This is a genomic window from Nocardioides marinquilinus (assembly GCF_039543705.1).
GTDB classification, from domain to species: Bacteria; Actinomycetota; Actinomycetes; order Propionibacteriales; family Nocardioidaceae; genus Nocardioides; species Nocardioides marinquilinus.
Genome location: NZ_BAABKG010000002.1, coordinates 812,242 through 825,089, shown reverse-complemented (window position 1 = coordinate 825,089; position 12,848 = coordinate 812,242). Strand labels below are relative to the sequence as shown.

General features: G+C 75.2%; 17 protein-coding genes. 5 read left to right on the top strand and 12 right to left on the bottom strand.

All coding sequences use genetic code 11. From position 1 onward, the window contains the following. Nucleotides 1–23 precede the first annotated feature (23 nt). Entirely contained in the window at nt 24–449 is a 426-nt protein-coding gene (gene dtd / locus ABEA04_RS10015) for a D-aminoacyl-tRNA deacylase (protein WP_345457744.1), read from the top strand. Nucleotides 450–503: 54 nt separating this feature from the next. Here the strand turns inward: dtd and ABEA04_RS10010 are convergent, their stop codons facing one another. The 6 genes from ABEA04_RS10010 to ABEA04_RS09985 form a co-directional block, all read right to left on the bottom strand. Continuing rightward, entirely contained in the window at nt 504–800 is a 297-nt protein-coding gene (locus ABEA04_RS10010) for a DUF1416 domain-containing protein (RefSeq protein ID WP_345457741.1), read from the bottom strand. Further along, a complete protein-coding gene (locus ABEA04_RS10005) occupies nt 800–1,648 on the bottom strand; it encodes a sulfurtransferase (protein ID WP_345457738.1) in 849 nt (282 codons plus the stop codon). The genes ABEA04_RS10010 and ABEA04_RS10005 overlap by 1 nt, the downstream gene beginning before the upstream one ends. Before the next feature lie 279 nt (nt 1,649–1,927). Beyond that, nucleotides 1,928–2,833, bottom strand: a complete 906-nt coding sequence (locus ABEA04_RS10000) for a nucleotidyltransferase family protein (protein ID WP_345457735.1) — start codon at nt 2,831–2,833, stop codon at nt 1,928–1,930. Continuing rightward, nucleotides 2,830–3,141, bottom strand: coding sequence for a PqqD family protein (locus tag ABEA04_RS09995; RefSeq protein WP_345457732.1), 312 nt, complete (start codon nt 3,139–3,141; stop codon nt 2,830–2,832). Before ABEA04_RS09995 ends, ABEA04_RS10000 begins: the two co-directional genes overlap by 4 nt. Next, nucleotides 3,138–3,413 (bottom strand): PqqD family peptide modification chaperone, encoded by a 276-nt coding sequence (locus tag ABEA04_RS09990; protein WP_345457730.1) that lies wholly within the window; start codon nt 3,411–3,413, stop codon nt 3,138–3,140. The genes ABEA04_RS09995 and ABEA04_RS09990 overlap by 4 nt, the downstream gene beginning before the upstream one ends. Beyond that, complete coding sequence (locus ABEA04_RS09985; protein WP_345457727.1) at nt 3,410–4,231, bottom strand: hypothetical protein; 822 nt, start codon at nt 4,229–4,231, stop codon at nt 3,410–3,412. The genes ABEA04_RS09990 and ABEA04_RS09985 overlap by 4 nt, the downstream gene beginning before the upstream one ends. 43 nt (nt 4,232–4,274) lie before the next feature. Between ABEA04_RS09985 and ABEA04_RS09980 the strand changes: the two genes are divergently transcribed. Continuing rightward, nucleotides 4,275–5,684, top strand: a complete 1,410-nt coding sequence (locus ABEA04_RS09980; RefSeq protein WP_345457724.1) for a tyrosine-protein kinase domain-containing protein — start codon at nt 4,275–4,277, stop codon at nt 5,682–5,684. 28 nt (nt 5,685–5,712) lie between these two features. Here ABEA04_RS09980 and ABEA04_RS09975 read toward each other — a convergent pair whose 3' ends face one another. Genes ABEA04_RS09975 through ABEA04_RS09960 form a run of 4 tightly spaced genes read right to left on the bottom strand, consistent with a single transcriptional unit; the run spans nt 5,713 to nt 7,500 of the window. Further along, nucleotides 5,713–6,264 carry an arsenate reductase/protein-tyrosine-phosphatase family protein gene (locus ABEA04_RS09975; protein WP_345457721.1) on the bottom strand — a complete coding sequence of 184 codons (552 nt, stop codon included), beginning with the start codon at nt 6,262–6,264 and terminating at the stop codon, nt 5,713–5,715. Nucleotides 6,265–6,288: 24 nt separating this feature from the next. Next, a complete protein-coding gene (locus ABEA04_RS09970; protein ID WP_345457718.1) occupies nt 6,289–6,720 on the bottom strand; it encodes a DUF4395 domain-containing protein in 432 nt (143 codons plus the stop codon). A 39-nt stretch (nt 6,721–6,759) separates the two neighbouring features. Continuing rightward, nucleotides 6,760–7,194 (bottom strand): TlpA family protein disulfide reductase, encoded by a 435-nt coding sequence (locus ABEA04_RS09965; protein ID WP_345457715.1) that lies wholly within the window; start codon nt 7,192–7,194, stop codon nt 6,760–6,762. Between the two features lie 3 nt (nt 7,195–7,197). After that, nucleotides 7,198–7,500, bottom strand: coding sequence for a MoaD/ThiS family protein (locus ABEA04_RS09960; protein ID WP_345457712.1), 303 nt, complete (start codon nt 7,498–7,500; stop codon nt 7,198–7,200). Nucleotides 7,501–7,595: 95 nt separating this feature from the next. On the opposite strand from ABEA04_RS09960, the gene ABEA04_RS09955 reads away from it, so the two are divergent. Together ABEA04_RS09955 and ABEA04_RS09950 are read left to right on the top strand one after the other, a co-directional pair. Next, nucleotides 7,596–8,330, top strand: a complete 735-nt coding sequence (locus ABEA04_RS09955) for a winged helix-turn-helix transcriptional regulator (protein ID WP_345457710.1) — start codon at nt 7,596–7,598, stop codon at nt 8,328–8,330. Nucleotides 8,331–8,714: 384 nt separating this feature from the next. Continuing rightward, entirely contained in the window at nt 8,715–9,749 is a 1,035-nt protein-coding gene (locus tag ABEA04_RS09950; RefSeq protein WP_345457708.1) for a type IV toxin-antitoxin system AbiEi family antitoxin domain-containing protein, read from the top strand. A gap of 152 nt (nt 9,750–9,901) precedes the next feature. On the opposite strand, the gene ygfZ is transcribed toward ABEA04_RS09950, so the two are convergent. Then, a complete protein-coding gene (ygfZ, locus tag ABEA04_RS09945) occupies nt 9,902–10,843 on the bottom strand; it encodes a CAF17-like 4Fe-4S cluster assembly/insertion protein YgfZ (RefSeq protein ID WP_425577004.1) in 942 nt (313 codons plus the stop codon). A gap of 66 nt (nt 10,844–10,909) precedes the next feature. On the opposite strand from ygfZ, the gene mshD reads away from it, so the two are divergent. Further along, nucleotides 10,910–11,782 (top strand): mycothiol synthase, encoded by an 873-nt coding sequence (gene mshD / locus ABEA04_RS09940; protein ID WP_345457702.1) that lies wholly within the window; start codon nt 10,910–10,912, stop codon nt 11,780–11,782. Nucleotides 11,783–11,792: 10 nt separating this feature from the next. On the opposite strand, the gene ABEA04_RS09935 is transcribed toward mshD, so the two are convergent. Continuing rightward, the gene (locus ABEA04_RS09935) at nt 11,793–12,839 is read right to left on the bottom strand and encodes an alpha/beta hydrolase (protein ID WP_345457699.1); all 1,047 of its coding nucleotides are present in this window, start codon (nt 12,837–12,839) and stop codon (nt 11,793–11,795) included. Nucleotides 12,840–12,848: the final 9 nt, after the last annotated feature.

Here is a 12,848-nt window from a genome sequence, read left to right as displayed (position 1 = left end):
CAGAGTGCTGCCAGAATGGCCCCGTGCGAGCGGTGGTGCAGCGGGTCTCGGAGGCGTCGGTCACGGTGGACGGCGCGGTGGTCGGCGCCCTCGACGGGCCCGGCCTGCTGGTCTACCTCGGCCTCACCCACACCGACGGCCCCGACGAGGTCGCGTGGCTGGCCCGCAAGGTGTGGGGCCTGCGCATCCTGGACGGCGAGCGCTCGGCGTCCGACGTCGGCGCGCCGGTGCTCGTGGTCAGCCAGTTCACGCTCTACGGCGACGCCCGCAAGGGACGCCGTCCCACCTGGGAGGCCGCCGCCCCCGGACCGGTCAGCGAGCCGCTCTACGAGGCGGTGTGCGCCGAGCTCGAGCGCCTCGGCGCCCGCGTGGCCCGCGGCGTCTTCGGCGCCGACATGCAGGTCGCCTCGGTCAACGACGGCCCGTTCACGGTGCTGCTCGAGCGCTGAAATGACGCTGACCCGTCAGACATGTCTGACGGGTCAGCGTGAGCTGTGGAGAACTCAGATCGGGATGGTGACCTCGGCGACGTCGCCCACGGAGGCGTGGACGAGCTTGTCGACGGGCTCGACGCGGGGGGCGAGGGTGCGCAGGGTCCACTTGCCCTCGCCGGCGAAGAAGCGGAAGTGGCCGGTGGCCGAGGTGGGCACCTCGGCGGTGAACTCGCCGGTGCGGTCGAGCAGGCGCACGTAGGCGTTGCCGACGGGCTCGCCGTCACGCACCACCTGGCCCTGGATGATCGCCTCCTTGGCGACGTCGACGCCGTCGAGCGAGAGGCCGCCCTTCTTGGCGCCGCACATCAGGCCTCACCCTTCTCGTCACCCAGCACGACCGGGACGCCGACGAGCGAGCCGTACTCGGTCCACGAGCCGTCGTAGTTCTTCACGTTCTGCTGGCCGAGCAGCTCGTGCAGCACGAACCAGGTGTGGCTCGAGCGCTCGCCGATGCGGCAGTAGGCGATGGTGTCCTTGCTCCAGTCGACACCGGCGTCGCTGTAGATCTGCTTCAGCTCGTCGTCGGACTTGAAGGTGCCGTCGTCGTTCGCGGCCTTGCTCCACGGCACGTTGGCGGCGGTGGGGATGTGGCCGGCGCGCTGGGCCATCTCCTGCGGCAGGTGGGCCGGGGCGAGCAGGCGGCCGGCGTACTCGTCGGGGCTGCGCACGTCGACGAGGTTCTTGGTGCCGATGGCCTCGACCGTCTCGTCGCGGAAGGCGCGGATCGAGTGGTCCTGCTCCTGCGCGGTGTAGGACGTCGTCTCGCGGCTGGGCACCTCGTCGGTCAGCTCGCGGCTGTCGAGCTCCCACTTCTTGCGGCCGCCGTCGAGCAGCTTGACGTCCTGGTGGCCGTAGAGCTTGAAGTACCAGTAGGCGTAGGCGGCGAACCAGTTGTTGTTGCCGCCGTAGAGCACGACGGTGTCGTCGTTGCCGATGCCCTTGCCCGAGAGCAGCTCCTCGAACTGCTGCTTGTTGACGAAGTCGCGGCGGACCTGGTCCTGCAGCTCGGTGGACCAGTCGAGCTTGACGGCCCCCTTGATGTGGCCCTTGTCGTAGGCCGTGGTGTCCTCGTCGACCTCGACGAGGACGATGCCGGGCGTGTCGAGGTTGTCCTCGACCCACTGGGCGGTGACGAGTGCGTTCTCGCGGGTCATGGTGCGGTGCCTTTCGGTCGGCGGTGGTGCGGCGTGCGGATGGGCGTGCTGCTGCGCTGAGGGGGACGACGTCTCCACGATAGTGGAGTGACTCGATCGACTAGAAGAACTAGGAGGTGGTCGTCAGTGGGCGCGACACAGGGACGAGCGCGTGCGGCAGTGGTCCACTGCGCGCCGCTTCGTCAGCCAGGTCGTCCCCACGAGAACCACAGTACGGATCGGGCCGGATTCATTCCCCTCCCCGTCTCACTCCTTGGATGCCGCATCCACGATGTGAGATCAGCGACGGCGTAGGCGCCGGTAGTCGGCGACCCCCTGCCGCAGCCCTCGCGCGGCACGCACCAACCGCGCCCGCCGCGCCCGCCGCAGCTCGGCCCGGCTCAGCGAGCGCGTGGAGTGCAGCGCCTTGAAGTTCGACTCCCGCAGCCACAGCGCCCGCCACACGAACGCCGGACGCCGCCACCACGGCGTCTCGCGCAGCCCCATCAGCCACGGCACCAGCGAGGTCGTGCCCAGCTCTGACGGCAGCTCCCACTGCGCGAGCGGCTTGACCACCGCCCGCGTCGGCGGCCGCGGGACGACGCCCACGGCGTCCAGGAAGGGACGCAGGGGCTCGGTCGACCCGGTGTTGGCGGCGAGGACGGCGAGGTCGTCGCGCTGGGACGGCGTCCACGACGTGCGCACCCGCTCGGCGAGGTCGTCGAGCGAGGCCGCCCGGTGCACGCCGCGCAGGTAGTGCAGCGCCGCGACCGCCGCCCCGGCCACGACGTCGGTGGCCGGGACGCCGTGGTGGGCCACCTCGACCGTCGTCCGGCGGTCCCAGAGCACGTCGAAGACCTCGGCCGGGTCGGCCAGGAAGCCCGGGAACCAGTGGTGCAGGTCGACGCCGCACGGCCACCGCGGGTGGCTGTGGGTGAAGGAGTGGGTGGGCACGATGCCGGGCGTGGCGTAGGTGCCGTCGTGGGCCCAGCCGAGCCGCTCCAGCTCGGCGCGCAGCGGCTCGACGCCGGCCGGGTCGACGAGCACGTCGACGTCGACCGACTGGTGCTCGCCGCGCAGTCCCTGCGCCGTCAGCACCGGGCCCTTGATCGCCAGCGCCCGCACGCCGACGTCCGCGGCGGCCCGCAGCACCAGCGCGTAGCCGAGCGGCACCCCCTCGGCGAGGGTGAGGGCCGGTGCGCTCATGCCACCGGGTCAGCCGGGTCGGCCGGGTCGAGCGGCCGGACGACGCCCGCGGCCTCGGCGTCGCGCAGGAAGGCCGCGACGTCGGCGCGGACGACGGCGGGGTCGCCGTCGAAGTCGTGGGCCAGGTCGGCGACGAGCGCGTCGAGGCCGACGGGCGCCTCGAGCCGGCGCCACACCTCGGCCGCCGGGCCGTCGAGCAGCAGCGGCTCGGCGTCGAGCCGCGCGAGCCGCAGGACGACGACGCGGGCGTCGTCCTCGACCCAGGCGACGTCGTGCACGCGCTCCCAGGCCGGGTCGGCGCTGCTCACCCGGCGACCTCGACCAGCACGCCGGACGCCGTCAGCTCGCCCACCACCGCCTCGGTGGCGGCGGTCGCGTCGCCGCCGGCCGGGGCGCCGAACTCGCGGACGAGGGCGTCGGCGAGCGAGGCGACGGTGACCTCGCCGTCGACGTGGTGCAACAGCCGCGTGGCGAGCGGTGAGAGCACGAGCACCTGGTCGTCGACGAAGACGGCGGAGTCGTCGCCGTCGACGTACCAGTCGGTCCAGGCCGAGCGGGCGACCCGCGACGGGCGCGTCACGCCAGCATCCCGGCCACCAGCGGCGGCAGCTGCTCGCTGTCGCGGTAGTGCAACAGCCGGAGGCCGCCGGCGCCCTCCACCAGCCCGGCCAGCAGGTGCAGCGGCCGCGGGAGACGCGAGAGGTAGGAGGTCTGCGGGGCGAGCGCCGCCAGCGACTCGACCGTCGAGACCGGCTCGAGCCAGGCCTCCTCGGCGCCGTCGCGCACCAGCATCGCCAGACCGGCCAGGCGGCACTCCGCGGGTGCCGCCACCAGCCCGAGCTCGTCGAGCGAGACCTGCTGCTTCACCCAGCCGCCCGCGGCGTCGACCACCGACAGCGGCTTCGGGTAGGGCGCCACCGTTCCGTCGGCGCGCACCGCGATCGTCTCGTCGGAGACGTAGCCGAGGGCGGTGCCCACGCGCCGGGCCGCCGTGGTCTTGCCGGTGCCAGACGCCGCCACCAGCGCCACCGTGCGACCCGACGCCGGGTCGGCCAGCCCGCAGGCGTGCAGCATCATCAGGCGCCCGGCCTGGTGCTCGATCGCGGCGAGCGTGACCACCGGGCTGAGGCCGTGCATCACCTCCGCCAGGACGCCGGAGGCCACGGCGCCGTCCGCCCGCGCCTGCGCGACCAGCCGCGGGTCGTCGTCGACGACGACGCGCACGGTGGCGTCGGGCGGGGTGGCACCGGCGTCGTCGAGGAGGCAGCGCGACCACACGCGAGCGATCTCGCGGGCGAGCGCCGCCCGGCCCGAACCGGCGACTTCCACGGCGACGACGGCGTCCATCGCCTTAAGGTGCACGGTGACGCAGCCGTCCGGCGGGGCACTCGTGGACACCCCGGGAGAGTAGACGGTTGCCCGACAGCGAGGTGCGCCGACGATGGAACTGCTCGACTACGGACGCGTGCTGCGCGCCCACTGGGTCGGGGTCGTGGTGCTCGTCGTCGTCAGCGTGCTCGCCGCGGGCGCCTACACGCTCACGCAGCCGAAGGTCTACGCCGCCGACGCGAGCGGCTTCGTGACCGCCGGCGGGGCCGGCGACGCGGCGTCCAACTCGGTGAACGACACGCTCGCGAAGTCGCGGGCGGCCTCCTACGTCGACATCGCCTCGAGCCGTGCCGTGGCCGACCTCGTCATCGACGACCTCGGCCTCGACGAGAGCGCGGCGTCGCTGATCGGGCAGATCCAGGTCGAGCAGCCGGCCGACACGGTGCTCATCAAGATCCAGGCGCGGTCGGGCTCGCCCACCGAGGCGCAGCAGCTGGCCGACGCGTGGGTGCGGGCGCTGGCCGACCGCGTCGCCGAGCTGGAGAACCCGCAGGGCGACGCCGCACCGGGGGTGCTGCGGGTCGAGCCCGTCGAGTCGGCCGCGCTGCCCACGAGCCCGGTCTCGCCGCGCCCGGCGCTCAACCTCGGGCTCGGCCTCGTGCTCGGCGCGCTGCTCGCCGTCGGCTACGCGGTCGTGCGCTCGGTGGTCGACCGGCGGCTGCGCGCCGACGACGACGTCGAGAAGCGGTTCGGCACGCCGATCGTGGGGCGCATCCCGCTCAACAAGGGCGCCCGGCCGCGCGGCATCCAGGTCTCCGACGACCGCGACGCCGGCTCGTGGACCTCGGGCGAGGCCTTCCGCAAGCTGCGCACCAACCTGTCGTACATGTCGGTCGACAGCCCGCCCCGGGTCATCGTCGTCGCCAGCCCGCGCCCCGAGGACGGCAAGTCGACCGTGGCGGCCAACCTCGCCGCCGCCATCGCGCTGTCGGGCCAGGCGGTCACGCTCGTGGACGGCGACCTGCGGCGTCCGACCGTGGCCGCGACCCTCGGGCTGGTCGAGGGCGCCGGCCTCACCGACCTGATCATCGGCCGGGCCGACCTCGAGGACGTGCTGCAGGACCACCCGGACTACCCGCGGCTCTCGGTGCTCGCCGCCGGCTCGACGCCGCCCAACCCGAGCGAGCTGCTCGGCTCGCAGGCGATGCAGGGCGTGCTGGCCGAGCTGGCGCTCAAGGGGATGGTCGTCATCGACGCTCCCCCGCTGCTGCCGGTCACCGACGGCGCCGTGCTCACCCGCCACAGCGACGGCGCGCTCGTCGTCGTCTCGCACGGCCGCACCCTCGACCACGAGCTCGCGGAGTGCCTCGGCCAGCTCGAGACCGTGCAGGGCACCGTGCTCGGCCTCGTGTTCAACCGGGTGCCCGACGGACGCCGGTCGAAGGACTACTACTACGGCCAGGACCGCACCCGCCGGCTCAAGGGCGCGCCCGCCGGCGGCGGCCGGCGCCGCAAGAGCTGAGCCGCGCCGCCCAGCGCGCCGGCGCCGCTCAGCGCGCCAGCGCCGCCGCGATCACGTCGACGGCCGCCTCGATCCGGTCGGCCGCCTCCCGGTGCGCCTGCGGCCCGAGCCCGATCGGGTCGGGGACGTCGGGGGCCGCGGCGGCCGCCGGACGACGTGCCGCGGCCGCGCGGGGCAGGTCGCGGAGGGCGACGTCGTCCAGGCCACCGGCCTCGAGCACGGCCGCGAGCTCGGTGAGGGTGAAGGTGCGCTTGAGGGCGCGTGGCGTCAGCGCCACCACCCGCTGCCGCAGGTCGGCGGTGGCGGTGAGGACGAGGTCGGCGCCGGCGGCCATCTCGGGCGTGAGGCGGCGCGCGACGAAGCCGGCGGGGTCGCCGCCGAGGCGCACCAGCTCGGCGGCGGCGTCGGCGTCCATGGGGTGGCCGTCGGGTCCGATCGTGCCGGCGCTGGTGACGACGGCCCGGCCGGGCGCGGCGCGGTCGAGGCGCTGCTGCAGGAGCCGCTCGGCCAGCGGCGAGCGGCAGCGGTTGCCGACGCAGACGACGAGCACGCCCAGCGGCGCGTCGTCCCCGGTCGTCATGCGCGGCAGTCTCGCAGGCGCGGCTCAGGTGCCGCGCGGCTGCAGTCGGAGCAGGAGGAGGTAGAGCTCGCAGCCCAGGCAGAGCCGCAGGACGGCATTGAGCAGCGCGGCCACCAGCGCGAGGCCGACCGCGACGTAGCCGAGGGGGTCGACGCCGGTGAGGAAGCCGACCAGGCCGACCACGGCGAAGCCGAGCCCGACGGCCTGCGCGAAGCGCGGCGGCGCGGGGTCCTCGAGGTGCTCGGGCGGCGCGAGGCGGGGCCGCACCACGGTGCGGAACAGCCAGGCCGCGGGGGTGCGCTGCACGCCGAGCGCGGCGCCGGTGGCGAACAGCGCCGCCTGCACGGCGAGGAGCGCGACGCCCCACGGGCCGGGCAGGGTCAGCAGGCACACGACCAGGACGACGGCCGTGAGCGAGGCGGCGAGCTGGGGTCCGCGCGGGTCGATGCCGGCCATGTCGACAGAGTAACTACGGTCCGGTCGGCTGCAGTCGGGTCAGCGGGCGGCCGGCAGCGCGCGGACGACCTGCTCGCGCGTGGGGGCACCGGCGGCGCGACCCAGCTCGCGACCCGCGTGGTCGAGCACGATCGTCGTCGGAGTGCGCAGCACCTTCAGCCGCCGGACGACGTCGAGGTGCTGCTCGGCGTCGACCTCCACGTGCCGCACGCCGGGCTCCTCGTGCGCGACGGCCGCCAGCACCACCCGGGTCGCGCGGCACGGGGCGCAGAACGCCGAGGAGAACTGCAGCAGGGTCGCCCGCTCCCCCAGCTCGGCCGCCCACGGCGTGCCGGCCAGGGCGCCTGCGGGCTCGGGCTCGGCCGGCGCGGCAACGTCGTGCCGCCGGAACCGGCCGTCGACGACCAGCCGCCAGCCGCCGAACGCGGCGACGACCGCCACGGCCGCGAGCGCGACCCAGGCTCCGACCGGCACGGCTCAGCCGCCCGCGAACGGCGGCAGGAACTCGACCGAGTCACCCGGCTCGACGACGACCTCACGCGGGTCGGACGACGCGACGGGCCGGTCGCCGACCAGCACCGAGCACGCCTCGAGCACCTGCGGCAGGCGGCCGCCGGGGTGCTGGGCGACGACCCGGTCGACCAGCTCGGCAAGGGTGAGCGGACCGTCGACGGCGACGTCCTCGCCGGCGGTGCCGGCCGCGGCGCGGGCCGAGGCCCAGTAGCGCACGCGCACCGCCGCCGTCTCGCCGACGGCCGTCTCGCTGCGGGAGGGGCTCACGGTCGGTATTCTTCACCCTCGGACAACCGGCTGGAGCCCGACGACGTGTTCTGCCTCCCGACCCCGCCCGCCCGTGCGGTGAGGAGCAACCCCCGATGAGCACCCTGCTGCTGCTGACCAACGCGCTGCAGCCCTCTGCCGAGATCGTGCCCGCGCTGGCCCTGCTGGGCCACGGCGTCAAGATCCTGCCCGCCGAGGGCAGCGCGCTGCTCGAGGCGCCCGACTCCGACCTGCTGCTCGTCGACGGCCGCCAGGACCTCGCCGGGGCGCGCGACCTGTGCCGCCTGATCCGCACCACCGGCACCGACGTCCCCGTGCTGCTGCTCGTCACCGAGGGCGGCCTGGCGGTCGTCAGCCACGACTGGGGCATGGACGACGTCGTCCTCCACACCTGCGGACCCGCCGAGCTCGAGGCGCGCATCCGCCTGGCCATCGGCGCCCTCGCCGCGGCCCGCGACGCCGCCAGCCCCGACGCGCACGTCATCCGCTCCGGCGGCGTGGTCGTCGACGACGCCGCCTACACCGCCAAGGTCGGCTCGCGCGCCCTCGACCTGACCTTCAAGGAGTTCGAGCTGCTGAAGTTCCTCGCCCAGCACCCGGGCCGGGTCTTCAGCCGCCAGCAGCTGCTGCAGGAGGTGTGGGGCTACGACTACTTCGGCGGCACCCGCACCGTCGACGTCCACGTGCGCCGCCTGCGCGCCAAGCTCGGCCCCGACAACGAGACCCTCATCGGCACCGTCCGCAACGTCGGCTACCGCTTCGTGCTGCCGCCCAAGCAGGGCCCGGACGTCGACGTCGACGCCCCCGCGCGCGAGCGCGCCGACGCCTGAGGCGTCCCCGCCCGCGGCAGGCGCTCGGCGTCCGGCCCGCGTCGGCCCGCGGCCCCTGGCGTCTACCTCACCGCCGCCTTCACCTACCCGCCCCCGTTTGGGCGGGTAGGTGCGTCGTCCGGTGAGTTGGTCGTGCCGGACGGCCAGACGCCGCCGCGCGGGCCCGGCTCCCGCGGGGACAGATCTGTCCCGCCCTCCGACGTGGCCGGCGTCGACTGACTCACCGCACCGCGGACTCCCCCGCCCGCATACGGGCGGGAAAGGGGCCCCGGAGGTGAGGTGGTTGGGGACGGCGGACGCCGGACGACGCGCGTCGCAGGCGGTCATCCACAGGTCGTCCCGCGGCGGCTGCGGGGAACGGGCCGAGCGGCCACCATGCCCGACATGCATCCACGAGTCGTCGGCCATCTCGCGACCAGCGGTGGGCTCATCACCCGTTCACGTGCGCTCGACCTCGGCGTCGGTCCGAGCGAGCTGAGCGCGCACGTGCGGACGGGACGGTGGGTCATCGTCCACCGCGGGGTCTACGCCGACGCCGAGGTGTGGGAATCGCTCGACGAGTGGCGCGGCCGGCCGCTGCTGCGCGCGAAGGCGGCGGTGCTCGCCATGAAGCGGGCATGGGTGCTCAGCCACGACTCGGCCGCCCACGCCCACGGCCTCGAGATGCTGGCGCCCGAGCGGGCGTACGCCCACATCACCCGCCCCGGGCACACCAACGCCTGGACCAAGGGCCACGTGAAGCACCACCTCGCGCGCTACCGCCCTCAGCAGGTGGTGGACGTCGACGGGCACGCGACGCTCGACGTGGCCCGCACCGTGTGCGACGTGGCCCGCGAGCACGGCCTGCGGGCGGGGCTGGTGACGGCCGACAGCGCCCTGCGGCGCGGCGTCACCCGTGGCGACCTGTGGGAGGCGGTCGACGTCATGCGCCACTGGCCCTACGTCACGACGGTGCGGGAGATCATCGACCTCGCCGACCCGGGGGCCGAGAGCGCGATCGAGTCCCTCGGGCGCGAGCTCGTGATCGGCCTCGGGATCGGCGAGCCCGAGACCCAGTTCCCGATCCGGCTCGCCGATGGCCGGGTCAGGTGGTGCGACATCCGCATCGGCCGCCACGTCGTCGAGACCCACGGCCTGGTCAAGGTGCTCACGCCGGAGCAGGGCGGCGTGGCCGACCGCGAGGCCCGCTCGGTGGTCTTCGACGAGCGCAAGCGCGAGCGCGAGATCACCGACGAGGGGCTCGGGGTCACCAACCTCTACTGGGACGACTTCTTCGGTGCCGGCCGCGCCCGCGCCGCGCAACGGCTCATGCGCGACTGGGAGCACACGGTCGCGCGCTACGGCACGGCGCTGCCGCAACACCTCGAACGCAACGCCCGCGAGATCCGCGCCAGAAGGGACCGCCGCACCGCCGGCTGAGGGTCACGGTCTCGCTGCCGATCCGCTCCGGCTGGTGTGGGCGGCGTCCGCGCAGCACTACCTCACCGTTCGACCGACTCCCCCGCCCGTATACGGGCGGGAAAGTGCTGCCAACGGTGAGTCAGTCGCGCGCGAGCCCCGGCCCGCCCGGCTCAGCGCAGCCGGGGCCGCACGTGCAGCCCGACCTCGGGGTCGACGAGCACCTCCTGGGCGGCGGCGACGCCGTCGACCATCAGCTCGGCGTCGACGGGGGTGTTGCGCTTGAGCAGCGCGAGGGCGATGGGCCCGAGCTCGTGGTGGCGGGCGGAGGAGCCCACGGTGCCGACGGCCTTCTCGCCGGCCCGCACCTCGCTGCCGGGCGCCGGCAGCCGGTTCTCGGAGCCGTCGAGGTGCAGCAGCGTCAGGCGGCGCGGCGGGCGGCCGAGGGTGTGCACCCGGGCGACCGTCTCCTGGCCGCGGTAGCAGCCCTTGTCGAGGTGGACGGCGGGCCCGATCCAGCCGACCTCGTTGGGGATGGTGCGGTGGTCGGTGTCGAGGCCGAAGCGCGGCTCGCCCCGCGCGATGCGCAGCGCCTCGTAGGCCCACGTGCCCGCGGCGGGGCCGGCGGCCTCGGCGAACGTGGTCAGCTCGGCGCGCGGCACCAGCCGGTGACCGGTGGCGGGGCGCCAGGTGAGCGCGAGCTCGTCGGTGAGGTCGGTGATCTCAACGCGCATCATGAACTTCATGCGCTCGAGGAACTCCGCGAGCGCGCCCGCGCGGCCGGGCTCGGTGAAGACCGTCAGCGCCTCGCCGTCGTCGGTGCCGCGCATCTCGTGCTCCACGTGGCCCTGCGGGCTGAGCACCAGCGCCTGGGTCGGGACGCCGGGCGCGAGGTCGGTCAGGTGCTGGGTGGTCAGGCTGTGCAGCCAGGTGAGCCGGTCGGGCCCGGCGATGCGCAGCACCTCGTGGTGGGACAGGTCGACGAACCCCTCCCCCGCCTCGAGCGCGCGCTGCTCGCCGTTGAACGAGCCGTAGTGCGCCGCGACGGGCGCGTCGACGCCGTCGCCGCCCACGGCGCCCGGCAGGTCGAGGAGGGGACTGGTCACCCGATCCACTGTACGAGCCGCCCGCGACCGCGGCTCCCGTGATCCACGGCCGCCGTCCGCCCTACGATCGGCCGGGTGAGCACCCCCACCCAGCCCGACCCGGTGACGGTGGTGGACGCCGTCCGCCGGGCCTGCGTGGCCGCCGACGGCCACGACCCCCTCGACGAGGCCGCCGCGCTGGCGCTGAAGAACCACGGCACCGACGGCGCCCGGCTCGAGGTCGACGGCGACGGCACCGGCTTCGCGCTGGTGCGCGACGGCGAGCTGGCCCTCGCGGTGGCCCCCGAGGCCCGCGGCCGCGGCACCGGCACCGCGCTCGCGGCCGCGCTCGACGGGGCGGGCGCCGACCGCGCCTGGTCGCACGGCGACCACCCGGCCGCGGCGCGGCTCGCGGCCCGCCACGGCTGGACGCGCGTGCGCGACCTGTGGGTCATGCGCCGCGCGGTCACGGGACCGGACGCCGCACCCCTGCCGCCGCTGGTGGTGCCCGGCGGCGTCGAGGTCCGCGGCTACCGCGACACCGACGCCGACGACGTCCTCGCCGTCAACGCCGCCGCCTTCGCCCACCACCCCGAGCAGGGCGCCCTCGACCACGCCGGGCTCGCCGAGCGGATGGCGGAGCCGTGGTTCGACCCCGCCGGGTTGCTGCTCGCCGTCGACACCGCCGACCTCACGCTGCTCGGCTTCCACTGGACCAAGCAGCTCGACGAGCACCTCGGCGAGGTCTACGTGATGGCCGTCGGCCCGGCCGCGCAGGGCCGCGGCCTCGGCAAGGCCCTCACGCTCGCGGGGCTGCACCACCTCGCCGACCGCGGTGTCGCGCAGATCCTGCTCTACGTCGAGAGCGACAACGAGCGCGCGCGGCGCACCTACAGCGGCCTCGGGTTCACCCACGCCGCCGACGACACGCACGTGCAGTACGCCCCCGCCGCGCCCGTCTCGCCCTAGCCGAGACCGGTCAGGCAGCGGGCGCGCCGAGGCCCTTCCGCAGCGCGGCGGCGATCTCGTCGACGGCGGCGCGCGCGCGTCGTCCGACCCCCACGAGGTGCACGAAGCCGTGGATCTGGTCCTCGAAGCGCCGCAGCTCGACCGGCACCCCGGCGTCGGAGAGCCGGCGGGCGTGGGCCTCGCCCTCGTCGCGCAGCGGGTCGAAGCCGGCGGTCGCGACGTACGCGGGCGCCAGGCCCTCGGGGACGTCGTCCAGCAGCGGCGAGGTGCGGGGGTCCGCGGCCGCCGCGGGGTCGGGCAGGTAGCTCTCGAAGCCCAGCTCGAGGAAGCGGTGGGTGAGGTAGAAGCCCTCGCCGAAGGCGGCGATGCTCGGGTAGGTGCGGGCGTCGCGGGTGCTGTCGGTGGCGGGATAGATCAGCAGCTGCAGCGCCAGCGGCAGGCCCTCGCGGGCCGCCACCGCGGCCACGCCGGCGGCCAGGTTGCCGCCCGCGGAGTCACCGCCGACCGCGAGCCGCGCCGGGTCGGCCCCCACCTCGGCGGCGTGCTCGACGACCCAGCGGTAGGCCGCCACCGCGTCGTCGTACGCCGCCGGGAACCGGTGCTCGGGCGCCAGCCGGTAGTCGACCGCCAGCACGCGGACGCCGGCCTCCTGCGTCAGCACCCGGCAGGTCGCGTCGTGCGAGTCGAGGCCGCCGAAGACGAACGCGCCGCCGTGCAGGTAGACCAGCAGCGGACCGGGCGCGGACGTCGCGCCGGTCGGCGTGTAGAGCCGCGCCGGCACCCCGGCCACCGCCAGGTCGCGCGCCGACCCGACGGGCTGCCGGCCGCCGACGATCACGGTCTGCCGGTCGATCTCGACCCGGCCCTGCGGCACCGGCAGCCGCTCGGCCTCCGGCATGCGCACCAGGGCCCGCAGCCGCAGCATCAGCTGGGTCTCGACGCTCAGCGTCTGCCCGTCGTGGACGACGGGACGACCGGCCAGCGCGCGCTGCGCCCGGTCGGGCAGCGCCAGGGCGGCGCGGACGCCGAGGGACTCGAGCCGCAGCGGCAGTCTCACGGTCGTCAA

Bases quoted from the DNA above. Each gene is read 5' to 3' on its own strand.
- ABEA04_RS09975 (WP_345457721.1), bottom strand. From the start codon at position 6,264: ATGACGACCGGGGACGACGCGCCGCTGGGCGTGCTCGTCGTCTGCGTC.
- ABEA04_RS09970 (WP_345457718.1), bottom strand. From the start codon at position 6,720: ATGGCCGGCATCGACCCGCGCGGACCCCAGCTCGCCGCCTCGCTCACG.
- ABEA04_RS10005 (WP_345457738.1), bottom strand. From the start codon at position 1,648: ATGACCCGCGAGAACGCACTCGTCACCGCCCAGTGGGTCGAGGACAAC.
- ABEA04_RS09980 (WP_345457724.1), top strand. From the start codon at position 4,275: ATGGAACTGCTCGACTACGGACGCGTGCTGCGCGCCCACTGGGTCGGG.
- ABEA04_RS10000 (WP_345457735.1), bottom strand. From the start codon at position 2,833: ATGAGCGCACCGGCCCTCACCCTCGCCGAGGGGGTGCCGCTCGGCTAC.
- ABEA04_RS10010 (WP_345457741.1), bottom strand. From the start codon at position 800: ATGTGCGGCGCCAAGAAGGGCGGCCTCTCGCTCGACGGCGTCGACGTC.
- ABEA04_RS09950 (WP_345457708.1), top strand. From the start codon at position 8,715: ATGCATCCACGAGTCGTCGGCCATCTCGCGACCAGCGGTGGGCTCATC.
- ABEA04_RS09955 (WP_345457710.1), top strand. From the start codon at position 7,596: ATGAGCACCCTGCTGCTGCTGACCAACGCGCTGCAGCCCTCTGCCGAG.